The sequence below is a fragment of the Actinoplanes sp. NPDC089786 genome (genome assembly GCF_040684855.1).
Taxonomy (GTDB): domain Bacteria; phylum Actinomycetota; class Actinomycetes; order Mycobacteriales; family Micromonosporaceae; genus Actinoplanes.
Genome location: NZ_JBFBGU010000010.1, coordinates 203,904 through 228,954, shown reverse-complemented (window position 1 = coordinate 228,954; position 25,051 = coordinate 203,904). Strand labels below are relative to the sequence as shown.

At 72.2% G+C, this 25,051-nt stretch carries 24 protein-coding genes; 7 read left to right on the top strand and 17 right to left on the bottom strand.

Features of this window, described 5'->3' with window-relative positions:
• Positions 1–147: 147 nt before the first annotated feature.
• From argH to manD, 9 genes are all read right to left on the bottom strand, one after another.
• A complete protein-coding gene (gene argH / locus AB0O15_RS27265; protein WP_364323698.1) occupies positions 148–1,569 on the bottom strand; it encodes an argininosuccinate lyase in 1,422 nt (473 codons plus the stop codon).
• On the bottom strand, positions 1,566–2,765 hold the full coding sequence (locus AB0O15_RS27260) for an argininosuccinate synthase (RefSeq protein WP_364323697.1): 1,200 nt from the start codon (positions 2,763–2,765) through the stop codon (positions 1,566–1,568). The genes argH and AB0O15_RS27260 overlap by 4 nt, the downstream gene beginning before the upstream one ends.
• Positions 2,762–3,262: an arginine repressor gene (locus AB0O15_RS27255; protein ID WP_364323696.1), complete on the bottom strand. Its 501-nt coding sequence runs from the start codon at positions 3,260–3,262 to the stop codon at positions 2,762–2,764. The genes AB0O15_RS27260 and AB0O15_RS27255 overlap by 4 nt, the downstream gene beginning before the upstream one ends.
• Complete coding sequence (gene argF, locus AB0O15_RS27250; RefSeq protein ID WP_364323695.1) at positions 3,259–4,191, bottom strand: ornithine carbamoyltransferase; 933 nt, start codon at positions 4,189–4,191, stop codon at positions 3,259–3,261. Before argF ends, AB0O15_RS27255 begins: the two co-directional genes overlap by 4 nt.
• Positions 4,188–5,333: an acetylornithine transaminase gene (locus AB0O15_RS27245; RefSeq protein ID WP_364323694.1), complete on the bottom strand. Its 1,146-nt coding sequence runs from the start codon at positions 5,331–5,333 to the stop codon at positions 4,188–4,190. Before AB0O15_RS27245 ends, argF begins: the two co-directional genes overlap by 4 nt.
• Positions 5,330–6,196: an acetylglutamate kinase gene (argB, locus tag AB0O15_RS27240; protein ID WP_364323823.1), complete on the bottom strand. Its 867-nt coding sequence runs from the start codon at positions 6,194–6,196 to the stop codon at positions 5,330–5,332. Before argB ends, AB0O15_RS27245 begins: the two co-directional genes overlap by 4 nt.
• Positions 6,197–6,198: 2 nt before the next feature.
• The gene (argJ, locus tag AB0O15_RS27235) at positions 6,199–7,371 is read right to left on the bottom strand and encodes a bifunctional glutamate N-acetyltransferase/amino-acid acetyltransferase ArgJ (protein WP_364323693.1); all 1,173 of its coding nucleotides are present in this window, start codon (positions 7,369–7,371) and stop codon (positions 6,199–6,201) included.
• Complete coding sequence (gene argC, locus AB0O15_RS27230) at positions 7,368–8,366, bottom strand: N-acetyl-gamma-glutamyl-phosphate reductase (protein WP_364323692.1); 999 nt, start codon at positions 8,364–8,366, stop codon at positions 7,368–7,370. Before argC ends, argJ begins: the two co-directional genes overlap by 4 nt.
• Before the next feature lie 69 nt (positions 8,367–8,435).
• Complete coding sequence (gene manD / locus AB0O15_RS27225) at positions 8,436–9,644, bottom strand: D-mannonate dehydratase ManD (RefSeq protein WP_364323690.1); 1,209 nt, start codon at positions 9,642–9,644, stop codon at positions 8,436–8,438.
• 49 nt (positions 9,645–9,693) lie between these two features.
• On the opposite strand from manD, the gene AB0O15_RS27220 reads away from it, so the two are divergent.
• A complete protein-coding gene (locus AB0O15_RS27220; protein ID WP_364323688.1) occupies positions 9,694–10,410 on the top strand; it encodes a VOC family protein in 717 nt (238 codons plus the stop codon).
• Here AB0O15_RS27220 and AB0O15_RS27215 read toward each other — a convergent pair.
• On the bottom strand, positions 10,392–11,222 hold the full coding sequence (locus tag AB0O15_RS27215; protein ID WP_364323684.1) for a helix-turn-helix transcriptional regulator: 831 nt from the start codon (positions 11,220–11,222) through the stop codon (positions 10,392–10,394). The genes AB0O15_RS27220 and AB0O15_RS27215 overlap by 19 nt on opposite strands.
• Before the next feature lie 246 nt (positions 11,223–11,468).
• Here AB0O15_RS27215 and AB0O15_RS27210 point away from each other — a divergent pair, with 246 nt between their 5' ends.
• The 4 genes from AB0O15_RS27210 (at position 11,469) to AB0O15_RS27195 (ending at position 16,898) form a co-directional block, all read left to right on the top strand.
• The gene (locus AB0O15_RS27210) at positions 11,469–13,694 is read left to right on the top strand and encodes a glycoside hydrolase family 3 N-terminal domain-containing protein (protein ID WP_364323682.1); all 2,226 of its coding nucleotides are present in this window, start codon (positions 11,469–11,471) and stop codon (positions 13,692–13,694) included.
• A 13-nt stretch (positions 13,695–13,707) separates the two neighbouring features.
• A complete protein-coding gene (locus AB0O15_RS27205) occupies positions 13,708–14,673 on the top strand; it encodes a hypothetical protein (RefSeq protein ID WP_364323680.1) in 966 nt (321 codons plus the stop codon).
• 146 nt (positions 14,674–14,819) lie between these two features.
• On the top strand, positions 14,820–15,416 hold the full coding sequence (locus AB0O15_RS27200; RefSeq protein ID WP_364323821.1) for an ElyC/SanA/YdcF family protein: 597 nt from the start codon (positions 14,820–14,822) through the stop codon (positions 15,414–15,416).
• A gap of 72 nt (positions 15,417–15,488) precedes the next feature.
• Positions 15,489–16,898, top strand: a complete 1,410-nt coding sequence (locus tag AB0O15_RS27195; RefSeq protein WP_364323678.1) for a M20/M25/M40 family metallo-hydrolase — start codon at positions 15,489–15,491, stop codon at positions 16,896–16,898.
• A gap of 83 nt (positions 16,899–16,981) precedes the next feature.
• Here the strand turns inward: AB0O15_RS27195 and AB0O15_RS27190 are convergent, their stop codons facing one another.
• On the bottom strand, positions 16,982–17,389 hold the full coding sequence (locus AB0O15_RS27190; RefSeq protein WP_364323676.1) for an MmcQ/YjbR family DNA-binding protein: 408 nt from the start codon (positions 17,387–17,389) through the stop codon (positions 16,982–16,984).
• 328 nt (positions 17,390–17,717) lie between these two features.
• Here AB0O15_RS27190 and pheS point away from each other — a divergent pair, with 328 nt between their 5' ends.
• Both pheS and pheT read left to right on the top strand, forming a co-directional pair.
• Positions 17,718–18,779 (top strand): phenylalanine--tRNA ligase subunit alpha, encoded by a 1,062-nt coding sequence (pheS, locus tag AB0O15_RS27185; RefSeq protein ID WP_364323674.1) that lies wholly within the window; start codon positions 17,718–17,720, stop codon positions 18,777–18,779.
• Positions 18,780–18,783: 4 nt separating this feature from the next.
• Complete coding sequence (pheT, locus tag AB0O15_RS27180) at positions 18,784–21,255, top strand: phenylalanine--tRNA ligase subunit beta (protein WP_364323672.1); 2,472 nt, start codon at positions 18,784–18,786, stop codon at positions 21,253–21,255.
• A 143-nt stretch (positions 21,256–21,398) separates the two neighbouring features.
• Here pheT and AB0O15_RS27175 read toward each other — a convergent pair whose 3' ends face one another.
• The 6 genes from AB0O15_RS27175 to infC are packed head-to-tail and all read right to left on the bottom strand — an operon-like array spanning position 21,399 to position 24,905.
• On the bottom strand, positions 21,399–21,713 hold the full coding sequence (locus AB0O15_RS27175) for a ribosomal protein L7/L12 (RefSeq protein WP_364323670.1): 315 nt from the start codon (positions 21,711–21,713) through the stop codon (positions 21,399–21,401).
• A gap of 7 nt (positions 21,714–21,720) precedes the next feature.
• Positions 21,721–22,800 carry an alcohol dehydrogenase catalytic domain-containing protein gene (locus tag AB0O15_RS27170; protein ID WP_364323668.1) on the bottom strand — a complete coding sequence of 360 codons (1,080 nt, stop codon included), beginning with the start codon at positions 22,798–22,800 and terminating at the stop codon, positions 21,721–21,723.
• Positions 22,800–23,603, bottom strand: a complete 804-nt coding sequence (locus tag AB0O15_RS27165; RefSeq protein ID WP_364323666.1) for an RNA methyltransferase — start codon at positions 23,601–23,603, stop codon at positions 22,800–22,802. Before AB0O15_RS27165 ends, AB0O15_RS27170 begins: the two co-directional genes overlap by 1 nt.
• Positions 23,604–23,616: 13 nt before the next feature.
• Positions 23,617–24,009, bottom strand: coding sequence for a 50S ribosomal protein L20 (rplT, locus tag AB0O15_RS27160; protein WP_364323664.1), 393 nt, complete (start codon positions 24,007–24,009; stop codon positions 23,617–23,619).
• A 44-nt stretch (positions 24,010–24,053) separates the two neighbouring features.
• On the bottom strand, positions 24,054–24,248 hold the full coding sequence (gene rpmI / locus AB0O15_RS27155) for a 50S ribosomal protein L35 (protein WP_285684870.1): 195 nt from the start codon (positions 24,246–24,248) through the stop codon (positions 24,054–24,056).
• A 42-nt stretch (positions 24,249–24,290) separates the two neighbouring features.
• The gene (infC, locus tag AB0O15_RS27150; protein WP_364323662.1) at positions 24,291–24,905 is read right to left on the bottom strand and encodes a translation initiation factor IF-3; all 615 of its coding nucleotides are present in this window, start codon (positions 24,903–24,905) and stop codon (positions 24,291–24,293) included.
• Between the last annotated feature and the right edge of the window lie 146 nt (positions 24,906–25,051).

Below are 25,051 nucleotides of genomic sequence, written 5' to 3'. Positions count from 1 at the left end.
GGGTCCCCGGGCGCCACCCCACCGTTCGCCAGCCGGCCTACCCGAGCTACTACTTCGGCTCGGACAGCACGGTCACGCCCGGCGGTTAGGCCGACACCTCGGCGCGGGCCTGCTCGGCCATCCGGGCGATGACCGAGGCGTCGTTGCTCACCGCGGGACGACCGTCTCGATCGCCCACTGCCGGCAGGTGTCCAGCCGGTGTTGCACCATCGCCAGCTGCTCGGCCACCGGGCCGGGGCCGGTCGAGCCGGGCGTCGTGCGGGCCGCGAGCGCGGAACGCACCGACAGGACCTCGCGCACCGACGGGTCGAGGTGTTCGCTGACCGTCTTCAGGTCGTCGTCGGTGACCTCTTCCAGCTCACACTCCCGGGCCGCGCACAGGGCCACCAACCGGCCGGTGATCTCGTGGGCGTCACGGAACGGGACGTTCTTGCGGACCAGCCAGTCGGCGACCTCGGTGGCCAGCGAGAAGCCGACCGGCGCGGACGCGGCGAGACGGTCGACCCGGACGGTCATCGTCGAGATCATCCCGGCGAGCGCGGGCAGCAGCAGCTGGAGGGTGTCGACGGCGTCGAAGGCCGGCTCCTTGTCCTCCTGCATGTCGCGGTCGTAGGTGAGCGGCAGCCCCTTGAGCATGGTCAGCACCGCGACCAGCCCGCCGATCAGCCGGCCGCTCTTGCCCCGCGCGAGCTCGGCGATGTCCGCGTTCTTCTTCTGCGGCATGATCGACGACCCGGTGGCGAAGGCGTCGTCCAGTTCCACCCAGCCGAACTCGGTCGAGGTCCAGAGCACCACCTCTTCGCCGAGGCGGGACAGGTGCACGCCGATCAGCGACGTGACGAAGAGGAACTCGGCCACGAAGTCGCGGTCGGCCACCGCGTCCATCGAGTTGGCCGCGGGGGCGGTGAAGCCCAGTTCCTTGGCCACCGCCGCCGGGTCGAGCGGCAGCGACGAACCGGCCAGCGCGCCGCTGCCGAGCGGGGAGATCGCCGCGCGCCGGTCCCAGTCGGCGAGCCGGTCGAGGTCGCGGAGCAGCGGATGGACGTGGGCCAGCAGCCAGTGGCCGAAGCTGACCGGTTGGGCGTGCTGGAGGTGGGTCATGCCGGCCGCCGGCGTGTCCACGTTCAGCGCCGCCTGCTCGGTCAGCGCGTCGGCCAGCTCGATCACCGCGGCGGCCACCCCGCGGGCGTGGTCGCGCAGGTAGAGCCGGAGGTCGGTGGCGACCTGGTCGTTACGGGACCGGCCGGCGCGCAGCTTGCCGCCGAGCGACCCGAGCCGCTCGAGCAGGCCGCGTTCCAGCGCGGTGTGCACGTCTTCGTCGTCGACGGTGGGCCGGAACTCGCCGGACGCGCAGGCCGCCTCGAGGTCGTCGAGGGCGGCGAGCATCTTGCCCAGCTCGTCGGGATCGAGGAGCCCGGCGGCGGCCAGCACCCGGGCGTGGGCCCGGGAACCGGCGAGGTCGTAGGGCGCCAGCCGCCAGTCGAACTGCACGCTGACGGAGAGCCGGGCGAGGGCCTCGGCCGGGCCACCGGCGAACCGGCCGCCCCACAGAGAAGTGCGATCAGTCATGCGAGCCGCTTGTTCCGCGCCGACGCCATCCGTGACGGCAACCCCCAGAGCTGCACGAATCCCTTTGCGAGGGACTGGTCGAACGTGTCCCCGGTGTCGTAGGTCGCCATCCCGAAATCGTAGAGGCTGGCCTCGGAGCGCCGGCCGGTGACCACCGCCCGGCCGCCGTGCAGGGTCATCCGCACCTCGCCGGACACGTGTTCCTGCGTCTCGGCGATGAACGCCTCCAGCGCGTCGCGCAGCGGCGAGAACCAGAGACCGTCGTAGACGAGCTCGCCCCAGCGCTGGTCGACGGTGCGCTTGAACCGGGCCACGTCCCGCTCGACGGTCACGTTCTCGAGCTCCTGGTGGGCGGTGATCAGGGCGATCGCGCCAGGCGCTTCGTACACCTCGCGGCTCTTGATCCCGACGAGGCGGTCCTCGACCATGTCGAGCCGGCCGACCCCCTGGGCGCCGGCCCGGCGGTTCAGCACGGTGATCGCCTCGAGCGGGGTCACCGTCTCACCGTCGATCGCCACCGGGTTGCCGCGGTCGAAGGTGATGGTGATCTCGTCGGCGTCGCGTGGCTCGGCCGGGTTCGACGTGTACGAGTACAGCTCCTCGATCGGCGCGTTCCAGATGTCCTCCAGGAAGCCGGTCTCCACCGCGCGTCCCCACAGGTTCTGATCGATCGAGTAGGGCGACTTGTGCGACACGTCGATCGGCAGGCCCTTCTCCTCGGCCAGCGCGATCGCCTTGTCCCGGGTCCACGCGAAGTCGCGGGCCGGCGCGATCACCCGCAGGTCGGGCGCCAGCGCGCCGATGCCGACCTCGAAGCGGACCTGGTCGTTGCCCTTGCCGGTGCAGCCGTGCGACACGACCGTGCCGCCGTGCTGCTGGGCCGCCTCGACGAGGTGCCGCACGATCAGCGGCCGGCTCAGCGCCGAGACCAGCGGGTAGCGGTCCATGTAGAGGGCGTTGGCGCGCAACGCGGGCAGGCAGAAGTCGGCCGCGAACTCCTCGCGGGCGTCCACCACGACGCTCTCCACCGCGCCGCAGTCCAGGGCACGCTGCCGGATGGCCTCCATGTCTTCGCCGCCCTGCCCGACGTCGAGCGCGACGGCGATCACCTCGCCGCCCACCTGCTCGGCGAGATAGGGAATGGCGACGGAGGTGTCGAGACCTCCGGAGTAGGCAAGTACGACCCGCTCGCTCACGGGGTGCTCCTTTCGATGATGTCGTTGGCGTGGCCGGCCCAGTCGGCGAGCTTGTCGGCCAGGGCCTTGCCACCGGTGACGTCGCGGGCCACGACGAGGATCGTGTCGTCGCCGGCGATGGTGCCGACGACGTCGGAGAGCCCGGAGCGGTCCAGCGCGCTGGCGAGGAACTGGGCCGCACCGGGCGGGGTTCGGAGGATGGCCAGGTTGCCGCTGGCGTCGACGCCGGTGAGCAGCTCGCGCAGCAGGCGGATGAGCCGGGCCGGGGCCTGCTCGGCGTCGCGCAGCGGGCGGCGGCCGTCTTCCGGGATGACGTAGGCGCCGCTGACCTTGACCGCGTTCAGTTCTTCCAGGTCGCGGGAGAGCGTGGCCTGGGTGACCTGCACCCCGTCGGCGGCGAGCAGCTCGCCCAGCTCGGTCTGCGAGCGGACCGCGCGCTCGCGGACCAGCTCGACGATCCGGGCGTGCCGACCGGCCCGCGTCCCGGGACCGGTCACGATTCCTCGCCGTGTTCGACCAGCCAGGCGAGCAGGGCCTTCTGGGCGTGCAGACGGTTTTCGGCCTGGTCGAAGATGGCGCTCTGCGGCCCGTCCATCACCTCGTCGGTGATCTCCTCACCGCGGTGGGCGGGCAGGCAGTGCAGCACGATCGCGTCGCGGGCCGCGGCGCCGACCAGCTCCGCCCGCACCTGGTAGGGCCGGAACGGCGTGAGCCGGTCGCGGCCGTCGCCCTCCTGGCCCATCGACGTCCAGGTGTCGGTGGCGACCACGTCGACGCCGTCGACCGCCTCGAACGGGTCGCGCAGCACCTCGACCGAGCCGTTGGTCCACGCCGCGATCTCGGCCGCGCGGGACACCACGGCGCTGGACGGGTCGTAGCCGGCCGGCGCGGAGACCCGGACGTGCATGCCGGCGGTCGCCCCGGCCAGCAGGTAGGAGTGCGCCATGTTGTTGGCCGCGTCGCCGACGTAGGCCAGCTTGACGCCCTTGGTGCCGCCCAGCCGCTCACGCACGGTCTGCAGGTCGGCCAGCAGCTGGCAGGGGTGGTAGCCATCGGTCAGCGCGTTCACCACCGGGACGCGGACGTCGGAGGCCAGCTCGGCCAGCCGGTCGTCGCCGTGGGTGCGCAGCACGATCGCGGACACATACCGCGACAGCACCCGTCCGGCGTCGGCCAGCGTCTCGCCCCGGCCGAAGTGGGTGTTCTGGGTGTCCACGATGATCGGGTTGCCGCCCAGCTCGGCGATGCCGGCCTCGAAGGACAGCCGGGTGCGCAGGCTCGGCTTGTCGAAGATGACCGCGACCGACTGCGGCCCGGCCAGCGGCTTGTAGCCGTAGCGGTCGGCCTTGAACGCGGCGGCCAGGTCGAGCACCTCGCCCTGTTCCTCCGGCGACAGGTCGTCGTCGGCGAGGAAGTGCTTCGTCACGGAAGGACCTCTTTCAGGGCGGTGAGGAACGCGTCGGCCTGCTCGGCGCTGAGGATCAGCGGAGGGGCGAGCCGGATGACGCCCGGCTGGACCGGGTTGACCAGGAATCCCTTGTCACGCAGGGCCGCCGCGACCGCCGCCGACGTGGCGCCGGGCAGCTCGAGACCGAGCAGCAGGCCCGATCCGCGGACCGTGAGGCCGAGCGCCTCGGCGCCGCGCCGCAACTGCTCGCCGACCCGCTTGACGTGGTCGAGCAGCCCGTCGCCGGCGATGGTCCGGATCACTGCGAGCGCCGCCGCGCAGCACACCGGGTTGCCGCCGAACGTGGTGCCGTGAAGCCCCGGCGTGAACAGCTCGGCGGCCCGCCCGAAGGCCAGGCACGCGCCGATCGGCAGGCCACCACCGAGGCCCTTGGCCAGCGTGACGATGTCGGGTTCGACGCCGTCGGCCTGATGGGCGAACCAGTGCCCGGTGCGGCCGATCCCGGTCTGCACCTCGTCGAGCACGAGCAGCGCGCCGGTGGCGGTGCAGATCTCGCGGGCGGCGGCGAGGTAGCCGGGCGGCGGGACGATCACGCCGTTCTCGCCCTGGATCGGCTCCAGGATCACCATCGCGGTCGCGGTCGTCACCGCGGCCCGCAACGCCTCGGCGTCGCCGAACGGGATGTGGGCGACCTCGCCCGGCAGCGGCCGGAACGGGTCGGCCTTGGCCGGCTGGCCGGTCAGGGCCAGCGCGCCCATCGTGCGGCCGTGGAAGCCGCCCTCGGCGGCCACGACATGGGTGCGCCCGGTGAGCCGGGACAGCTTGAACGCGGCCTCGTTGGCCTCGGCCCCGGAGTTGCCGAAGAGCACCCGCCCGGGCCGGCCGGCCAGGGCCAGCAGCAGCTCGGCCAGCGCGACCGACGGCTCGGTGACGTAGAAGTTGGAGACGTGCCCGAGGGTGGCGATCTGCTGGGAGACCGCCTGGACCACGGCCGGGTGGGCGTGGCCGAGCGCGTTCACCGCGATGCCGCCGAGCAGGTCGACGTAGTCGCGGCCGTCCTCGTCGGTCAGCACCGCGCCGGCGCCGCGGACCAGGCCGAGCGGTGGCGTGCCGTAGTTGTCCATCATGGCCTGTTGCCAGCGGCCGACCAGCCCGCTCATGACGGCGTCACCATGGTCCCGAATCCCTCCGAGGTGAAGACTTCCAACAGGATCGAGTGGGCGACACGGCCGTCCACCACATGCGCGGCGGGCACACCGCCGCGGACCGCGCGCAGGCAGGCCTCCATCTTGGGGACCATGCCCGACTCGAGCGACGGCATCAGCTTCTCGAGGTCGTCGGCGCCGATCTCGGTGGTCAGCGACGAGGTGTCGGGCCAGTTGGTGTAGAGGCCGGGCACGTCGGTCAGGACGACCAGCTTGCGGGCGCCGAGGGCGACGGCCAGCGCCGAGGCGGCGGTGTCGGCGTTGACGTTGTGCACGACGCCGGCCGCGTCGGGCGCGACCGTGGCGACGACCGGGATGCGGCCCGCCGCGATCAGGTCGTCGACCGCGGAGGTGTCCACCGAGGCGACGTCGCCGACCTGGCCGATGTCGACCGGCTCGCCGTCGACCACCGCGTGGCGCCGGACGGCCGTGAACAGCCGGGCGTCCTCACCGGACAGCCCGACCGCGAACGGGCCGTGCTGGTTGATCAGGCCGACCAGCTCGCGGCCGACCTGACCGGTGAGCACCATGCGGACCACGTCCATCGCCTCGGGCGTGGTGACCCGCAGCCCGCCCTTGAACTCGCTCTCGATGCCGAGCCGGCCCAGCATGGCGTTGATCTGCGGGCCGCCGCCGTGCACGACGACCGGCCGGATGCCCGCGTAGCGCAGGAACACCATGTCGGCCGCGAACGCCGCCTGCAGCTCGGGGTCGATCATCGCGTTGCCGCCGTACTTGATGACCACCGTCTCGCCGTGGAAGCGCTCGAGCCACGGCAGCGACTCGATGAGCACGGCCGCCTTCTGGTGGGGGGTCATGGTCACGACGAGTACGCCGAGTTCTCGTGCACGTAGGCGTGTGACAGGTCGGTGGTCCAGATCGTCGCGGACATCTCGGCCTCGTGAAGATTGATCCGGATGTTCACGTCACGGCCGGTCAGGTCGACGGAGGACCGGTCTTCCGCGGCCGCCCCGCTCTTGCACACCCACACGCCGTTGACCGCGACGTCGATCCGGTCGGGCTCGAACGCCGCCTTGGTGGTGCCGACCGCCGCCAGGATGCGGCCCCAGTTGGGATCGTTGCCGAACAGCGCGGTCTTCACCAGGTTGTTGCGGGCCACCGTGCGGCCGACCTCGACCGCGTCCGCCTCGCTGGCCGCGCCGTGCACCTCGATCGCGACGTGTTTGGTCGCGCCCTCGGCGTCGGCGATCAGCTGCTGGGCCAGGTCGTGGCAGACCGCGGTGACCGCCGCGGTCAGCTCGGCCTGCTCGGGCTGCACGTCGGAGGCGCCGCTGGCGAGCAGCAGCACGGTGTCGTTGGTGGACATGCAGCCGTCGGAGTCGATCCGGTCGAAGGTCAGCCTGGTCGCCTCGCGCAGCGCCTCGTCGAGCGCGTCGTTGCCGGCCACCGCGTCGGTGGTGATCACCACGAGCATGGTGGCCAGCGCGGGCGCCAGCATGCCGGCGCCCTTGGCCATGCCGCCGACACTCCAGCCCTCGCCGGCGCGGACCGCGGTCTTGGCCACCGTGTCGGTGGTCATGATGGCCTCGGCGGCCGCATCCCCACCGTCGGCGGTCAGCCTCTTGGCCGCATGGGTGACGCCGGGCAGCAGCTTGTCCATCGGCAGCAGCTCGCCGATCAGCCCGGTCGAGCAGACCGCGACGTCGCCCGCGCCGATCAGCATCGGCCGGGCGGCGGCCCGCAGCGCCGCGGCGGTGTGTTCGGCCGTGGCGTGGGTGTCGCGGAAGCCCTGGCTGCCGGTGCAGGCGTTGGCGCCGCCGGAGTTGAGCACGACGGCCCGGACGATGCCGCCCTTGAGCACCTGTTCGCTCCAGAGCACCGGCGCGGCCTTCACCCGGTTGCCGGTGAAGACGCCGGCGACGGTGAAATCGGGGCCGTCGTTGACGACCAGCGCGACGTCGGAACGACCGCCGTCCTTCAGCCCGGCGGCGACCCCGCTGGCCCGGAAGCCTTTCGGCGCGGTGACGCTCATGGCGCGACCCCCAGGACGGACAGGCCCGCGGTCTCGGGCAGGCCGACCATCAGGTTGGCGTTCTGCACGGCCTGACCGGCCGCGCCCTTACCGAGGTTGTCGAGGGCGCTGACGACGATGATCCGCCCCGAATCGATGTCGACGGTCGCCTGCAGGTGACAGGAGTTGGAACCGGCGGTGGCGGCCGTGTGGGGCCAGACGCCCTCGGGCAGCACATGAACGAAGGGCTCGTCGGCGTAGGCCGCGGCCAGCACCGCACGCGGGTCGGGGCCCAATGCCTTGGCGGTGACCGTGGCCAGGATGCCGCGCGGCATCGGCGCGAGCACCGGGGTCATCGACAACGAGGTCGCGCCGGTGGCCTGCTTGATCTCGGGCACGTGCTGGTGGGCGCCGACCTTGTAGGGCGAAAGGTCGCCCATCACCTCGCTGGCCAGCAGGTTCACCTTGGCCGAGCGCCCGGCGCCACTGGTGCCGGAGGAGGCGACGACCACCACGTCGGCCGGATCGGCCGCCCCGGCGGCGATCAGCGGCGCCAGCGCGAGCGTGATCGTCGCTGCATAACAACCCGTGTTGGCCACCCGGTCGGACGCGGCGATCGCGGCCCGTTGGCCGGGCAGTTCGGGCAGCCCGTAGGTCCAGGTGCCGGCGTGGTCGCCGCCGTAGTACTTCGTCCACAGGGAGGCGTCTTCGAGACGGAAGTCGGCGCCCAGATCGACTACCTTGACCCCGGCCGGCAGCCGGCCCGCCAGGGCGGCCGACTGCCCGTGGGGTAAGGCGAGAAAGACCAGGTCAGCACCGTCGAACGAGCTCGGCTCGGTGGCTTTCAGCACCAGGTCGAGACCGGTCAGCTGGGGGTGCACCGCGGCCACCGGCGCACCCGCCTGGCTGTGGGCGGTGGCCGCCACCAGCTCGAACTCGGGGTGACCCGAGATCAGGCGCAGCAGCTCACCGCCCGCATATCCGCTCGCTCCCGCGACCGCGACTGAATAACCCATGCAGCCCTCCGTATGACTATGCAGAAGACCGTATCAAGTAACACGACGCGGAGACAACCGTGCCGTACGTCACCAGTCGTGCAGGGTGCCGTCCTTCAGCCGGTTGATGGGCAGATAGGCGGTCTGGTAGGGGTACTTGCCGGCCTCGTCGAGCGAGAGCCGGACGCCCAGCCCGGGGGAAGACCCGGGGTGCATGAGCCCGTCGGTGAAGCTGAACGACTGCTCGAAGACGAGATCCGTACGCGCGCCGTGCTTCATGTACTCCTGGATCCCGAAGTTGTGCACGGCGAGACCCAGATGCAGCGCCGCCGCCATGCCCACCGGCGAGATGTCGGTCGGCCCGTGGATGCCCGACTTGATGCCGTACTGCCCGGCGTACTCCAGGATCCGTTTGAGGTGGGTGATGCCGCCGGTGTGGGTCACCGCCGAGCGGACGTAGTCGATCAGCCGGTCGGCGATCAGCCGCCGGTAGTCGTAGACCGAGTTGAACACCTCGCCGATCGCCAGCGGCGTGGTGGTGTGCTGCCGGACCAGCCGCAACGCCTCCTGATCCTCGGCCGGGGTGCAGTCCTCCAGCCAGAACAGGTCGTACGGCTCGAGCGCCCGGCCCAGCCGGGCCGCCTCGATCGGGGTGAGCCGGTGATGCACGTCGTGCAGCAGCGGCAGTTCGGGACCGAACTCGGCCCGGACCGCCTCGAAGACGCCCGGCAGGTGCCGCAGGTAGGAACGACTGTCCCAGTCCTCCTCGACGGGCGCCGCCACCCGGCCGGCCGGCTCATAGGCGACCGGACCACCGATGCCGTAGATCCGGTCCAGCCCCGGCACGCTGGTCTGCACCCGGATGGCGCGATAGCCCTCCGCGAGCAGCCGCCGGATCGAGTCGAAGAGCGACGGCAGGTCCGGCCCGCTGGCGTGCCCGTACGCGAGCAGCCCGCTCCGGGACGCCCCGCCCAGCAACTGGTAGAGCGGCATCCCCGCGGCCTGCGCCTTGAGGTCCCACAGGGCCACGTCGACGGCCGAGATGGCGGCCATCGTGACCGGCCCGCGCCGCCAGTACGCCCCGCGGTAGAGGAACTGCCAGGCGTCCTCGATCCGGTGCGCGTCCCGGCCGACGAGCAGCGGCGCCACGTGCTCGGCGAGGTACGCCACCACGCTCTGCTCCCGCCCGTTGAGGGTGGCGTCGCCCAGCCCGACGAGCCCGTCGTCGGTGGTGACGCGGAGCGTGACGAAATTGCGGTCCGGGCTGGTAACCACGACTTCGGCGGATTCGATGATCATGAGCGGCCTTTCCGGGAGGGTTCCGCCCGAACCGTAGTAGAAAGAGCACGTGGCCAACGAGGTGACGGTCCCGCTGCTGCCCTGCCGGGACGTCGACGAGATCACCGCCTTCTACGCGGTGCTGGGGTTCCGGGCGACCTATCGGCAGCCGGGCTACGTCGCCCTCCGCCGGGCCGACCTGAACCTGCACTTCTTCGTGGTGCCCGAGTTCGAGCCGGAGACCTCGTACGGCTCCTGCCTGGTGCTGGTGGACGACATCGGCGCGCTGCACCGGGCCTTCGCGGACGGCATGCGGTCCGCGTACGGGAAGGTGCTGGTCTCGGGGGTGCCGAGGATGACCAGGCCACGGGTACGCGCGGCGGCGCTCGGCGGTTTCAGCATCGTCGACCCGGCCGGCAACTGGATCCGGGTGATCGCCCACGGCGCCGAACGTGCCCCGGGCCCGCGGACCGTGCTGGCCCGGGCCCTGGAGCACGCCGTGGTGCTGGCCGACGTCCAGGAGGACCACGGGCGGGCGGCGGCCGTGCTGGACGGGGCGCTGGGCCAGGTGCCGCCCGAGGAGGATCCGGCGCTGATGGTCGAGGCGCTGGCCTACCGGGCCGAGCTGGCCCTGGTGCTGGGCGACGAGCGGACCGCCGCCGAGGCGCTGGACCGGGCCCGCGAGCTGGACGCGACCGGCGCCGAGCTGGCCGAGTTCGCCTCGGAGCTCGACCGCCGGGTGCGCGAGGTGGCCGGGACGGTGCTCGGCTACGAGGTCAGGGTCTGAGTCCCGAGCACGGTGACCAGCGCCAGCTTCTCGGCTGCTTCAGAACCAGGTTCCGCGGTGTACGCGATCAGCCGGAGATCGGTGCCGGCCGCGCTCAGCACGTCACAGTCGAGCTCGATCAGCCCGGCCGCGGGGTGGTCGATGATCTTCCGGAACGCGACATGCACGCCCAGCACCCCGGAGTCCCACAGGTCGGCGAACCGGGCGCTGCCCGCCCGCAGCTCGGCCACCATCCGCGGCCCCCGGGGATCGTCCGGGTAGCGGCTCAGCGCGGTCCGGAGGTCGCCGACCATCTCCGACTCGAACGAGGCGGTCTGTTCCGGGGTCCGGACGACCCGGCCCGGGTCGTGGTCGAGGAAGTGCCGCCGGATGGTGTTGTGGGCCGGCCCCGGCTCGCCCATCAGCGCCGCCCACGGCGGGTTCCAGGTGACCATGGTCCAGAGCAGGTCGCACACCGCGACCGGGGTGCCGGCCAGCCGGTCGAGCAGCCGCTGGATGCTCGGGGTGAGGTGGCCGGGGATCAGGCCGCTGCCCGGCGGCACCAGGCCGGCCAGCCGGAACAGGTGCTCGCGCTCGTTGCCGGTCAGCCGCAGTCCCCGGGCCAGCGCCTCGACCACCTGCACCGAGGGCTGGGTGGCCCGGCCCTGCTCCAGCCGGGTCACGTAGTCGACCGAGATGCCCGCCAGCAGTGCCAGCTCCTCGCGGCGGAGGCCGGCGGCGCGCCGGTGACCGTATGCGGGGAGACCGGCCGCGCCCGGCCCGATCCGGTCCCGCCAGGTGCGGATCGCCCGCCCGAAGTCCGAGGTGGTCATGCTGAGCCTCCTTTGGCATGCCCTTCTGGCCCTCGCCTGCGGCTGAGTGCCGCTCGGCGCAGGCGGTCATGCCCCCAAGTGTTCCCCTAAGCCCCCTGATGTTCCTGGTATCGCCAGTCCTAGCCACTGACACGTGTAGGTTCCGGAACCGCCGCGGGGTGACGGAACCGGTTCCGGACTGTCAGACTGCGGTATCTGGTCCCCAAAAAGTGTTATCGCTCATCGATCCCCCGGAGGTCCCCCCAAGTGCCCGCTGACGATCCGTACCGTGATCCCGCGCTCCCCGTCGACGAGCGCGTGCAGGATCTGCTGGGCCGGATGACCCTGCCCGAGAAGGTCGGGCAGATGCTCCAGCTGGACTCCCGCGGCGACCTCAAGGAGATCGTCACGGACAAGCTGGCCGGGTCGATCCTGCACACCTCGCCGCAGAAGCTGCTGGAGGCGATCGACCTCGCGGCCGGCACCCGGCTGGGCATCCCCCTGCTCACCGCCGAGGACTGCATCCACGGTCACTCGTTCTGGCCCGGCGCGACGATCTTCCCGACCCAGCTCGCGATGGCCGCCTCCTGGGACGCCGGCCTGGTCGAGCGGGTGGCCCGCACCACGGCGGTCGAGGTGTCGGCGACCGGCGTGCACTGGACCTTCTCCCCCGTCCTGTGCATCGCCCGCGACCTGCGCTGGGGCCGGGTGGACGAAACCTTCGGCGAAGATCCGTACCTGATCGGCGAGCTGGGCGCGGCGATGGTCCGCGGCTACCAGGGCGGCGGGCTGACCGACCCGACCGCGATCCTGGCCACGGCCAAGCACTTCGCCGGCTACTCCGAGACGCAGGGCGGCCGGGACGCCAGCGAGGCCGACCTGACCCCGCGCAAGCTGCGCGCCTGGTTCCTGCCGCCGTTCGAGCGGGTGGCCCGCGAGGGCGTGGCCACGTTCATGCTCGGCTACCAGTCGATGGACGGCGTGCCCATCACCACCAACCGGTGGCTGCTCAACGACGTGCTCAAGCAGGAGTGGGGCTTCACCGGCACGCTGGTCACCGACTGGGACAACGTCGGCCGGATGGTCTGGGAGCAGCAGGTCTGCGCCGACATCGCCGAGGCCGCGGCGGCCGCCGTCCGGGCCGGCAACGACCTGATCATGACCACCCCCGGCTTCTTCGAGGGCGCACAGCAGGCGATCGAGCGCGGGACGCTCGAGGAGTCCGAGATCGACGAGGCCGTACGCCGGATCCTGCGCCTGAAGTTCCGCCTCGGGCTCTTCGAGAACCCGCGCGGCCCGGACGCGGCCCGGCAGGCGGCGGTGATCGGCGCACCCGAGCACAGCGCGCTCAACCTGGAGACCGCCCGCCGCTCGCTGGTGCTGCTGCGCAACGACGGCGTGCTGCCGCTCGCCGGAACCAGCAAGATTGCCGTCCTCGGCCCCAACGCCGACGACGTGTCGGCCCAGCTCGGCGACTGGGCCGGCGACTCCGGCCAGGTCGACTGGCTGCCCGACGGCCACCCCCGGGAACTCACCGAGACGGTGCTGGACGGCTTCCGCGCCCTGTTCACCGATGTCGTCCACGCCCGCGGCGCCGGCGTCGTCCAGCTGGTCCCCGACCCCGGGGGCACGCACTTCCCGGACGGCCAGCCGCGCCCGCCGGTCGCCCAGGGCGTCCCGGTCGACCAGGCCGAACTGGCCGAGGCGGTGGCCGCCGCCCGCGACGCCGACGTGGCGGTCGTAGTCGTCGGCGACACGGTCGCGCTGACCGGCGAGAGCAAGTCGACCGCCACCCTGGAGCTCCAGGGCGGCCAGGTGGCGCTGCTGGAGGCGGTGGCCGCCACCGGAACGCCGATGGTGGTCGTTCTGATCAACTCGAAGCCGCTGGTCCTGCCCCCGGCCGCGGTCGGCGCGGCGGCCGTCATCCAGGCCTTCAACCCGGGCATGCGCGGCGGCCGGGCGATCGCCGAGCTGGTGCTGGGCGCGATCGAGCCGACCGGCCGGCTGCCGATCACCATGCCGCGGCACGTCGGCCAGCAGCCGGTCTACTACAACCAGATCCGCGGCCAGCACGGCCGCCGCTACGCCGACCTCAGCCAGGAGCCGCAGTTCGTCTTCGGTGAAGGCCTGAGCTACACCACGGTGGAGTACGCCGACCTGGTCCTTCTCGACGAAGAGCCGCCCCGGGACGGCACGGTCCGGGCCCGGATCACCCTCACCAACACCGGCGACCGCCCCGCGGTGGAAACCGTTCAGGTGTACGTCAGCGACCTCGTCACCAGCGTGACCTGGGCCGAGAAGGAGCTGAAGACCTACCGGCAGGTGACCGTGCCGCCGCGGTCCTCGACCACCGTCGATCTCGAACTGCCGGTGGCCGACTGCACGCTGGTCACCGCGGACGGCCGCCGGGTGGTCGAGCCGGGCGCGTTCCAGCTCCAGGTCGGACCCAACTCTCGTGACCTGATCGTCGCCCGCTTCTCGGTCACGGCCTGACAGAATCGGGCGGGTGCAGAGCCTGCCCGACGACTTCGACACCGGCGAGCTGGCCGCCGCCCTGACCCGCGAGTGGGGCGTGGCGGTGGCCCGGCTCGACCACGCGCCGGTCGGCTTCGGCAGCCACCACTGGATCGCTCGCGACCCGTCCGGCGGCCGGTGGTTCGTGACCGTCGACGATCTGGAGATCGGTCGCTTCGCGGCGGCCGAGACCCACGACGACGCGTACGCCCGGCTGGGTCGCGCCCTGGCCGCGGCCCGGGCGCTGCGCCAGACCGGCGCGGGTTTCGTGGTGGCACCGGTGCCGACCGCGGGTGGCCGGCCGGTCGTGCGGCTCGGTCCCCGCTGGGCGGCGGCCGTCTATCCCCACGTCGAGGGCACCAGCTTCCGGTGGGACGAGTGGACCGGTGACGACCATCGGCACGGCGTGCTCGACATGGTCGTGGGTGTTCATGCCGCACCACCGGTCGTGCGCGAGAAAGCCGGCGTGGACGACCTCAGCGTGCCCCGCCGCGACGCGGTGGCGGCCGCGCTGACCGGCCCGCCCACCGGCGACGGCCCGTACGCCGGCCGCACGGCGGCGCTGCTGGCCGAGCACGCCGACCAGGTGGCGGCCCGCTACGCCCGCTACGACGAGCGCACCGCCGGGGTCGACCGCTCCCGCGACGTGCTGACCCACGGCGAGCCCCACCCGGCCAACAGCATGCGCACCGCCGGCGGCTGGCGCCTGATCGACTGGGACACCGCCCTGATCGCGCCGCCCGAACGCGACCTGTGGCTGCTCGGCGACCAGATGACCGACGCGTACGCCCGGGCCACCGGCACCGACCCGCGGCCCGAGGTGCTGGCCCTCTACCGCGAGTGGTGGGACCTGGCCGACCTGGCCATCGGCGTGGCCCGCTTCCGCGGCGTCCACCACGGCGGCCAGGACGACGACGACACCTGGCAGATCATCGAGCGCGTCATCAGAGCCTCCTGACCGGCGGACTGAGGTAGATGTCATCTACGTAGATGACATCTACCTCGAGGCTTGACCGGGCCTGCCAAAGTCGGCCTGTGCTCATCAAGTGGTTCCGCCGCGTAGTCGTCGCCGGTTCGCTCGCGGTGGCCGCCGCGGTGCTCACGATGGCCGCCGGAGCGTTCTGGGTAAAAGGCGTTTCCGCAGGTCATGTGTACGCCGACGCGGCGGCCGCGCCGAGTGCCCCGGTCGCCCTGGTGCTCGGCGCGGAGATCTACGCCGACGACGAACCGTCACCGTTCGTGGTGGCCCGGCTGGAGATCGCGCGGCAGCTGTACGCCGCCGGCAAGGTCAAGGCGATCCTGGTCTCGGGAGACCACGCCAGGTGGGCGTACAACGAGCCGGGCGCGATGTTCCGATGGCTGGTCCAGCACGGCGTGCCGGGGACGCAGGTGGCGCTCGACCACGCCGGCTTCGACACCTACGACTCGTGTGCCCGGGCCCGGCAGATCTTCGGCGTACGGAAGGCCATTGTCGTCACGCAGAGCTATCACATCGCACGGGCGGTCGCCCTCTGCCGCAAGCTCGGCGTGGACACGGACGGGGTCGGCGACGACTCCGCGCGGATCTACCGGCAGCCGTGGCTGTCCAGCTCGGGCCGGGAGCGGATGGCGGTCGTGAAGGCGATGCTGGATGTCGCTTCCGGCCGCGATCCGGTATTTCTCGGACGCTACGAGACGTCAGTGGATGATGCGCTGCGTTGATCGCAGCCCGTGTGCAGCATTTGACATAGATGACCGTAGACACGTACGGCGATGTAGACCAAAGTGTCCGGTATGGCAGACCGGCGAGCCTTCCTTTCCGCGTCCGCCGCGGCAGCCGTCGCGGCTCCGTTCCTCGGCCACCCCGGCCAGGCCCTGGGCAGCCCCGAGGCCACCGCCTCGCCGCGCACCCGCATCCGGCCGCAGGCCCCCGACCGGGAACTCAAGGAGGTGCTGCGCGAGATCGATCCGCGCCGCATCGAGCGAACCGTCCGCCGCCTCGCCGATTTCGGCACCCGGCACACCCTGTCCGCGCAGGACGACCCGGTCCGCGGCATCGGCGCCGCCCGCGACTGGATCTTCGAGCAGATGCAGCGGTACGCCGCCGCGTCGGCCGGCCGGATGACGGTCGAGCTCCAGTCGTTCATCCAGCCGGTCAGTCCCCGGGTGCCCGCGCCGACGCGCATCACCAACATCGTCGCCACGCTCCGCGGCGCCGCCGACCCCGACCGGGTCTACGTGGTGACCGGCCACTACGACTCCCGGGTCACCGACGTGATGAACGCGACGGCCGACGCCCCCGGCGCCGACGACGACGCGTCCGGTGTGGCCGCCGTGATGGAGCTGGCCCGGGTCTTCGCCACCCGCGACACCGAGGCGACCATCGTCTTCGCCGCGGTGGCCGCCGAGGAGCAGGGACTGTACGGCTCCGACCACCTGGCCCAGACCTACAAGGACGCGGGCGCCGACATCCAGGGCATGTTCAGCAACGACATCGTCGGCACCGGCGACGCCCATGACGGCACCCCGCCCGAACACCGCACGGTCCGGCTCTTCGTCGAGGGCGTGCCCACCGCCGAGACGCCGGCCGAGGCGACCACCCGGCAGTCGGTCGGCGGCGAGAACGACGGCGCGTCCCGCCAGCTCGGCCGGTTCGTCCGCGACGTGGCCGAGAACGCCGAGACCGGCATGAAGATCCGGGTCGTCTGGCGCCGCGACCGCTACCTGCGCGGCAGTGACCACGTCTCGTTCCTGCGGCGTGGCTACCCCGCGGCCCGTTTCACCGAGCCGCGCGAGAACTTCCGCCTGCAACACCAGGACGTCCGGGTGGAAGACGGCGTGCAGTACGGCGACCTGCCCCGGTTCTGCGACTTCTTCTACATCGCCCGGGTGGCCCGGGTGAACGCCGCGGTCCTCTGGTCGCTGGCCCAGGCCCCGTCCACCCCGCGCGACGTCATCATCGACACCACCCAGCTGACCAACGCCACCACGCTGCGCTGGCGGGCCGGCACCGACACCGATCTGGCCGGCTACGAGGTCGTCTGGCGCGAGACCACCGAACCCGACTGGACCCACGGCACCCTGGTCGGCGCCGTCTCGTCGGCCACGATCGACATCTCCAAGGACAACGTCCAGTTCGGCGTACGCGCCATCGACCGCACCGGCCACCGCAGCCCGGTCGCCGCTCCGCGCCCGGGCAGCTGAGCCGTCCGGCCGAGGAGCTAGGCCCCGGCGGCCGGGCAGCTGAGCCCGGCCGGCCGAGCAACTGAGGCCCCGCGGCCGGGCGGCTAGGAACGCGCGTCGCGAGCGTCCAGCCGGGCCACCCGGCGGACGCCGGCGGTGCGGCGGTAACTCGCGTCGAGGAGTTCGGCCATCTCGTCCCAGTCGGTGTCGTCGGCCAGGTCGACGCCCAGCCAGCCGGACGGACCCAGGTAGGCGGGCACGAAGCAGCGTTCCGACGCCGACAGCATGGCCTCGCGTTCGTCCGGGCCGGTCAGCACCATCAGCGCGCGCTCGTGGCGGATCCACTCACCGTCCCGCTTGACCGAGCCGCCGTAGTAGGCGAAGACCTTGGTCGTGTAGAAGGCGGGGTGGCCGTGCGAGATCTTCTCGGCCGCGTCGGGGAAGGCCAGCGCCAGGTCACGGACGCGGGCCAGGATCGGGTCGTCGTCGTCGAACATGATCGGGTGCGCCACCACAGCATGAAAGCACGAGCCGGTCAGACCGGGTAGGGCTGCACGGACCTCGAGCCCGCGGGAGCATACGGTCTGTACCCCGACGGACGCGGGAACATCAAACTCTTGATCTTGAGGGTTGAACGGCGAGGCCAAAACCCAGCGTCCCCGGCGAAGGGGGTGGTCTATGATTTCGGCGTGGCGACAGGGAGATGGTTTACGCGGCCCGCTGGTTGACGGGTCCTTCCTCGCGCGATTACTCCGCGATTCCTCCCCGACCGGTGGGCTACGGCACAGCCGTCCGTAAACTGCCCGATGGCTCATCCGGTGTGAGGGAGTTCGCCGCATCATGTCCTACCGCAACGATCCGTACGATCCGAAGCAGGCCGCCCTGCTCGACCCGTCGGCGCTCGACGCCGCCGTCACCGCCGCCACCGCGGACTTCGCGGCCGCGAAAGACCTCGACGCGCTCGGTGGGCTGAAGCCCGCCCACCTCGGCGACCGCTCGCCGGTGTCGCTCGCGCGCCGCGAGATCGGGTCGCTGCCGCCGGCCGCCAAGTCCGACGCCGGCAAGCGCGTCAATCTCGCCCGGCAGGCGGTCCAGGGCGCGTTCGACGCGCGCCTGGCCGAGCTGGAGCTGGAACGGGCCGCGCGCGTGCTGGTCGAGGAGCGCGTCGACGTCACCCTGCCCTGGGACCGGCGCCCGCGCGGCGCCCGGCACCCGCTGACCACGCTCATCGAGCACATGGCCGACCTGTTCATCGGCATGGGCTACGAGATCGTCGACGGGCCCGAGCTCGAACTCGAGTGGGTGAACTTCGACGCCCTCAACATCGGGCCGGACAACGCGGTGCGCGGGTCGATGGACACCTTCTACGTCGACCTGCCGGGCCTGGTCATGCGCACGCACACCTCGCCCGGCCAGGTGCGCACCATGCTCACCCGGACGCCGCCGATCTACGTGGTCAGCCCGGGGCGGGCGTACCGGTCGGACGAGCTGGACGCCACCCACAGCCCGGTCTTCCACCAGATCGAGGGCCTGGTCGTCGACGAGGGCATCACCATGGCCCACCTGCGCGGGACGCTCGACCATTTCGCCCGGGCCATGTTCGGTCCGGACGCGAAGACCCGCTGGCGGCCGCACTACTTCCCGTTCACCGAGCCGTCGGCCGAGTTCGACGTGTGGTTCGAGCAGCACCGGGACGGGCCGCGCTGGGTCGAGTGGGGTGGCTGCGGCATGGTCAACCCGCGCGTGCTGACGGCTTGCGGGATCGACCCGTCGCGGTACTCCGGGTTCGCCTTCGGCATGGGCGTCGAGCGGACGCTGATGTTCCGCAACGGGGTCAGCGACATGCGCGACATGGTCGAGGGCGACGTTCGTTTCACCCGTACGTTCGGAATGGAGGTCTGACGCGATGAAGACGTCACTGTCGTGGCTTCGTGACTATGTGGAGCTGCCCGCGTCGCTGACCGCCGCGGAGCTCGACCAGACGCTGACCGACCTGGGCATGGAGGTGGAGTCGGTCGTCGACCAGGCCGCCACCGTGCGCGGTGACCTGGTGGTCGGCCGGGTGCTGGAGATCGAGGAGCTGACCGGGTTCAAGAAGCCGATCCGCTTCTGCCGGGTCGACGTGGGCCGGTCCGACCCGCAGGAGATCGTGTGCGGGGCCACCAACTTCGCGGTCGGTGACCTGGTCGTCGTGATCCTGCCCGGTGGCGAGCTGCCGGGTGGGTTCAAGATCGGGGCGCGGAAGACCTACGGCCGCAATTCCCACGGCATGATCTGTTCGGTACGGGAGCTGGGTCTCGGCGACGATCACGCCGGGATCCTCGTGCTCGCGGAGGGAGCCGGCGCCCCGGGTGATGACGCACGGCCGGTGGTCGGGCTGGATGACGTGCTGGTCGAGGTGGAGATCACGCCCGACCGGGGCTATGAGATGAGCCTGCGCGGGATGGCGCGGGAGCTCTCTTACGCCTACAAGTCGGCGTACAGCGACCCCGCCAACGCGGCCTTCGCCGCCAGAACCGACGAGGCGCCCCACGCCGTCCGCGTCGAGGACACCGTGGGATGCGACCGGTTCGCCGCCCGCGTCGTCCGGGGCATCAACCCCGACGCGCAGTCGCCCGCCTGGATGAAGAAGCGGCTGGCCGCGGCCGGGATCAGGACGATCTCGCTGCCGGTGGACATCACCAACTACCTGATGGTCGAGCTCGGCCAGCCGATGCACGTCTTCGACCTCGGGCGGCTTCGCGGCGGCCTGGTCGTGCGCCGGGCCACCCCCGGCGAGAAGCTGACCACCCTGGACGGTGTCGCGCGCGTGCTCGACGCCGAGGACATGGTGATCTGCGACGACACCGGGCCGATCTCGCTCGCCGCGGTGATGGGCGGCGAGACCAGCGATTGGCAGCCGGGCACGGTCGACGTGCTGCTGGAGGCGGCGCACTGGGACCCGGTGATGGTCGGGCGCACGGCCCGGCGGCACAAGCTGTTCAGCGAGGCGGCCAAGCGCTGGGAGCGCGGCGTCGACCCGCAGCTGGCCCTGGTCGCGTTGCAGCGCGCGGTGGACATCCTCACCGAGCACGCCGGCGGCACGGCCGACGAGCGGGTCCTGGACATCGACCACCTGGTGCCGCCGGCGCCGATCGCGCTCGACCCGCGGCTGCCGTCCCGGGTGATCGGTCTGGCCTACGACGAAGACGACGTCGCCGGGCTGCTGTCGCAGGTCGGCTGCAAGGTCGCGTCGACCTGGGAGGTCACCCCGCCGACCTGGCGGCCCGACCTGCTCACCCCGGCCGACCTGGTCGAGGAGGTGGCGCGGCTGGGTGGCTACAACGACATCCCGAGCGTGCTGCCGCCGGCGCCGGGCGGGGGCGGGCTGACCGCGACCCAGCGCCGCCGTCGTTCGGTCGGGCGGGCCATGGCCGAGAGTGGTTACGTCGAGGTCCTCTCCTACCCGTTCGTCGCGCCGTCCGTGCACGACGCGTTCGGCCTGCCCGCGGATGATCCGCGCCGCAGCGCCGTCCGGCTGACCAACCCGCTGTCCGAGGAGGAGCCCCAGCTGCGCACGTCGCTGCTGGCCACCCTGCTCGGCACGCTCCGCCGCAACCTGGGCCGCGGCCAGCGCGACCTGGCGCTCTACGAGCTGGGCGAGGTGTTCCAGCCGCAGGCCGTGGACACCCCGCCGCCCGTGCTGGGCGTCGACCGCCGCCCGTCCGACGAGGAGTGGTCGGCGGCCAACGCGCTCGTCCCGCACCAGCCGTGGCATCTCGCCGCGGCGCTGACCGGCGAGTTCGACCCGGCCGGTTGGTGGGGCGAGGGGCGCGCGGCCGCGTGGGGGGATGCGGTGGAGGCGGCGCGGACCGCTCTGTCGGCGGCCGGCGTGCCCTCCGGGCGGGTCTCGGTACGCCGGGCCGAGTACGCGCCGTGGCACCCCGGCCGGTGCGCGGCCATCTGCGTCGACGGCGAGATCGTCGGGTACGCCGGAGAGCTGCACCCCGGCGTCCTGTCCGCCCTGGAGCTGCCCAAGCGCGTCTGCGCGATGGAGATCGACCTGGACGCGGTGCCGCCGCGCGAGGTCACCCAGGCGGGCCGGCTGACGACCTACCCGCCGGCGCTGATCGACGTGGCCCTGGTCGTCCCGCTGGACATCCCCGCCGCCGAGGTGGAGAAGGCGCTGACCGCCGGCGCGGGCCCGCTCCTGGAGTCGGTCCGGCTCTTCGACGTGTACGCGTCCGCGCAGCTCGGCGAGGGGATGCGGTCGCTGGCCTACAAGCTGACGTTCCGCGCCCCCGATCGCACCCTCACGGTCGAGGAGGCGGTGGCGGCCCGCGACGCGGCCGTGGCCGCCGCCGCGAAGGCGACCGGCGCGGCCCTCCGCGGGGCGTGACGCCCAGGAAGGCCAGAGCTTCTGGTCCGTTCGGGGGTTTTGTCGGTTTCCTGCGTGGGCAAAGCTGAAGCAGGCCGAGCGTGGCGGCCGAGCCCTTTGCGGCCGCCACCTCGCCCGGCGTCGTCCGGGGTGGTCGGGCGTTCCTAACGGACGTCGAGGCCGCGCTCGCGGGCGATCTGCTCGACCGCGTTCTTGGCCTCGGCCAGCCCGACGCCCGTACGCTCCCGATAGATCTTGATCGCCTGGATCTTCCGGCCCTGCATCAGCTCCTGGACCACGTCGGGCGCCTCGATCCGCGGCTCCACGATGCCCTGGTGCTTCATGATCAGGTCGAGCTTGCGCTCGATGGCGGCCAGCCGGATCGCGGTGTTCCGCCGATCTTGCCCGCGTGAACCGGCCGCCAGCATGGCCAGCCCCACCACGAGAATGACCCCGGCCACCACGACGATGTATTCCATGCCGCCATCAAACCAGGATCGTCGTGATCCCGGCACCCGCCGCGGGCTGGTCCATCGCCATCAGGGCGGCGGGGCCCTCGTCGAGCGAGATCGTGCGGCCGACCAGCGCGGCCGGGTCGAGGCGGCCGTCGGCCACCATCGCGAGCATCGGCGGGTAGCCGGCCGCGGCCATGCCGTGTGATCCGTAGATCTCCAGCTCGCGCGCGACCACGAGGTCCCACGGCAGCGGGGCGAGCGCGTCCGCGCCGAGCATCAGGCCGACCTGGACGTGCCGGCCCCGGCGCCGGAGGCTGCGCACCGCGGCGTCCGCCGTCGCGGCCGATCCCGCCGCGTCCACCGTCACGTGCACGCCGCCGGGCGAGAGGCCCTCGATCACCGACGGGTCGTGGAGCGTGCGGGTCGACGAATACGCGGCCGCGTCCGAGGACGAGCGGGTGGCCGAGACTTCGACGGCGTGGTCGGCGCCGAGCTCGACGGCCCGCTCCCGGGCGGCCGGCGACGGGTCGACCGCGATCACCCGCGCGCCCAGCGCCTTGGCGATCATCACCGCCGAGAGACCGACCCCGCCACAGCCGAAGATCGCGACCCACTCCCCCACGACCAGCCCGGCCTGCGCGGTCAGCGCCCGGTAGGCCGTGGCGAACCGGCACCCCAGCGCCGCCGCGGCCGGGAACCCGAGCCCGGCCGGCAAGCGCACGAGGTTGGTGTCGGCGGCCCGCACGGCCACCAGCTCGGCGAAGGAGCCGGGGTGGGTGAATCCCGGCTGGGTCTGCGCCGGGCACACCTGCGCGTCCGCGGCCCGGCAGTACGAGCACTCCCCGCACCCGTTCACGAACGGGCTGGTCACCCGGTCGCCGACGGCGAAGTCCCGCACCCCGGCGCCGATCTCGACGACCTCGCCGGCGAACTCGTGGCCGGGAATGTGTGGCAGCGTGACCGGGTCGTGTCCCCGCCACGCGTGCCAGTCCGACCGGCACACCCCGGTCGCCCGCACCGCCACGACAGCACCGCCGGAGGGGCACGGGGGCGGCGGCACCGACCGCACCACCGGAGGCGAACCCACCCCGGCGTAGACGATCGCCCGCATCAGCGCTGGGCCCGCGCCGACGAGTAGAGGCACACCGCGGCGGCCGCGGCCAGGTTGAGACTTTCGGCGCCGCCGTAGAGGGGTACGCGGACCCGGGCGTCCGCCGCGGCCAGCAGCTCCTCGGACAGCCCGTGCGCCTCCGATCCGAACAGCCACGCCGTCGGCCCGGCCAGCGACCCGTCGTCGACGAGATCATCCAGGCTCACGTCGCCGTAGCCGGTGGCGGCCAGCACCCGCACCCCGGACCGGCGGAGCGCCGAGACCACGTCGGCCGCCGACCGCGACCGCACCACGTCGACGTGGAACAGCGAGCCCGCCGACGCCCGCACACACTTCCCGTTGTACGGGTCCACGGCGTCCCCGGCGAAGACGACCGCCCCGGCGCCGGCCGCGTCGGCCGTACGCAGAATCGTGCCGGCGTTGCCCGGGTCGCGGATGTCGGCGAGCACCGCGGTCAGGCGGTGCGGGGACAGCGACACGTCCACAACGGAGCAGACCGCCACCAGCCCCTGCGGGTGCATGGTCTCGGCCAGCGCGGCGAGCGCCTCCTCGGAGACCAGCGTGGCCTCCGACGTCAGCGCGGGATGCCGGGAGAGCCCGGACGGGGTGGCGAACAGTTCGACGACCACCCCGGCGGCCAGCGCCGCGGCGACGGCCTGCGGGCCCTCGGCCAGGAAGCGGCCGGTCTGGTCGCGGTCACGCCGCCGCTGCAGACGCCGGGCCGCGACGATCCGCGGCGTACGCGGCGTGAAAAGGCGCCCACCGTCCCGGTCGGAACCGGAAGCGGAGGACGCCTCTGTCACGTGCAAAGGGTGCTCAGGCAGCCTGGGCAGCGGCGCCGCCGGTGCCCTCGGCCGCCACCGCGGCCCGTGCGATCTCGACGATCGCGGCGAACGCGGTCGCGTCGTGCACGGCCAGGTCGGCGAGGATCTTGCGGTCCACCTCGACCTCGGCCAGCCGCAGACCCTGGATCAGCCGGTTGTAGGTCATGCCGTTCGCCCGCGCCGCGGCGTTGATGCGGGTGATCCACAGCTGGCGGAAGTCGCCCTTGCGGTCCCGCCGGTCACGGTACGAATACTGCATCGAGTGCAGCATCTGCTCCTTGGCCTTGCGGTACAGGCGCGAGCGCTGCCCGCGGTAACCGCTGGCGCTCTCGAGCAGCGTGCGGCGCTTCTTCTGGGCGTTCACAGCCCGCTTGACGCGTGCCATCTCTCGACTCCTAAAAGGTCAGGAAAACGTTGGTGGCGCGCGCGTCAGCGGCCCAGCAGCTTCTTCACTCGCGGGGTGTCGGCCTTGGCCACCACGACGGTGCCGGTCATCCGGCGGGTGACGTGGGACGACTTGCCCTCGAGCAGGTGGCGCTTGCCGGCCTGCTCGCGGACGATCTTGCCCTTGCCGGTGACCCGCACCCGCTTACCCATGCCGGTGTGGCTCTTCATCTTCGGCACTTAGAACGCCTCTTTCCGTGCTCCCCCGGCCGGGGAAGCTGTCTACTCTGCGGTGGTGTCGGCAGTTGTCACGGCCGGCTCGACGCCGGCACCATCGCCCTCACGAGGCGGGCGGGCCCGGCTCGCCGCAGCCTCGGTCGCCGCGGTGGCCGCGGCAGCCTTGGTGGCCCGGTGCGGGGCCAACACCATGATCATGTTTCGGCCGTCCTGCTTGGGACTGGCCTCGACGAAGCCGAGCTCAGAGATCTCCTCGCTGAGCCGGCGGAGAAGCCGGAAGCCCAGCTCGGGGCGGCTCTGCTCACGACCACGGAACATGATCGTGACCTTGACCTTGTCGCCCGCCTTGAGGAAGCGGACCACGTGACCCTTCTTGGTCTCGTAGTCATGCGGGTCGATCTTCGGCCGCAGCTTCATTTCCTTGATGACGGTCTGTTGCTGGTTACGCCGGGCTTCGCGCGCCTTGAGTGCCGACTCGTACTTGAACTTGCCGAAGTCCATGAGCTTGCACACCGGCGGGCGGGCCATCGGCGCCACCTCGACCAGATCCAGATCGACATCCGCGGCCAGCTGCAGGGCGCGCTCCAGGGGGACGATGCCCACCTGCTCACCCTCGGGGCCGACCAGTCGGACCTCTCTCGCCCGGATCTGCTCGTTCACGCGTGGTTCGACGCTGATGTGGCCTCCTCAGAACGGTTCCTCCGCCACGGCGTGTGGCGAAGGCGTTGCCAATGTCGGTCGGCCATCACGACGCCCCGGGTGCGGGCGCCGGGAAAGCAGAAGGCCCCGGCATACGCCAGGGCCCG

What these genes read in the sequence shown, in the direction of transcription:
- argH (WP_364323698.1), bottom strand. Translation starts at nt 1,569, where the DNA reads ATGACTGATCGCACTTCTCTGTGGGGCGGCCGGTTCGCCGGTGGCCCG.
- AB0O15_RS27245 (WP_364323694.1), bottom strand. Translation starts at nt 5,333, where the DNA reads ATGAGCGGGCTGGTCGGCCGCTGGCAACAGGCCATGATGGACAACTAC.
- argB (WP_364323823.1), bottom strand. Translation starts at nt 6,196, where the DNA reads ATGACCCCCCACCAGAAGGCGGCCGTGCTCATCGAGTCGCTGCCGTGG.
- argJ (WP_364323693.1), bottom strand. Translation starts at nt 7,371, where the DNA reads ATGAGCGTCACCGCGCCGAAAGGCTTCCGGGCCAGCGGGGTCGCCGCC.
- argC (WP_364323692.1), bottom strand. Translation starts at nt 8,366, where the DNA reads ATGGGTTATTCAGTCGCGGTCGCGGGAGCGAGCGGATATGCGGGCGGT.
- manD (WP_364323690.1), bottom strand. Translation starts at nt 9,644, where the DNA reads ATGATCATCGAATCCGCCGAAGTCGTGGTTACCAGCCCGGACCGCAAT.
- AB0O15_RS27215 (WP_364323684.1), bottom strand. Translation starts at nt 11,222, where the DNA reads ATGACCACCTCGGACTTCGGGCGGGCGATCCGCACCTGGCGGGACCGG.
- AB0O15_RS27200 (WP_364323821.1), top strand. Translation starts at nt 14,820, where the DNA reads ATGGCCGCCGGAGCGTTCTGGGTAAAAGGCGTTTCCGCAGGTCATGTG.
- AB0O15_RS27195 (WP_364323678.1), top strand. Translation starts at nt 15,489, where the DNA reads ATGGCAGACCGGCGAGCCTTCCTTTCCGCGTCCGCCGCGGCAGCCGTC.
- pheS (WP_364323674.1), top strand. Translation starts at nt 17,718, where the DNA reads ATGTCCTACCGCAACGATCCGTACGATCCGAAGCAGGCCGCCCTGCTC.
- pheT (WP_364323672.1), top strand. Translation starts at nt 18,784, where the DNA reads ATGAAGACGTCACTGTCGTGGCTTCGTGACTATGTGGAGCTGCCCGCG.
- AB0O15_RS27175 (WP_364323670.1), bottom strand. Translation starts at nt 21,713, where the DNA reads ATGGAATACATCGTCGTGGTGGCCGGGGTCATTCTCGTGGTGGGGCTG.
- AB0O15_RS27170 (WP_364323668.1), bottom strand. Translation starts at nt 22,800, where the DNA reads ATGCGGGCGATCGTCTACGCCGGGGTGGGTTCGCCTCCGGTGGTGCGG.
- rplT (WP_364323664.1), bottom strand. Translation starts at nt 24,009, where the DNA reads ATGGCACGCGTCAAGCGGGCTGTGAACGCCCAGAAGAAGCGCCGCACG.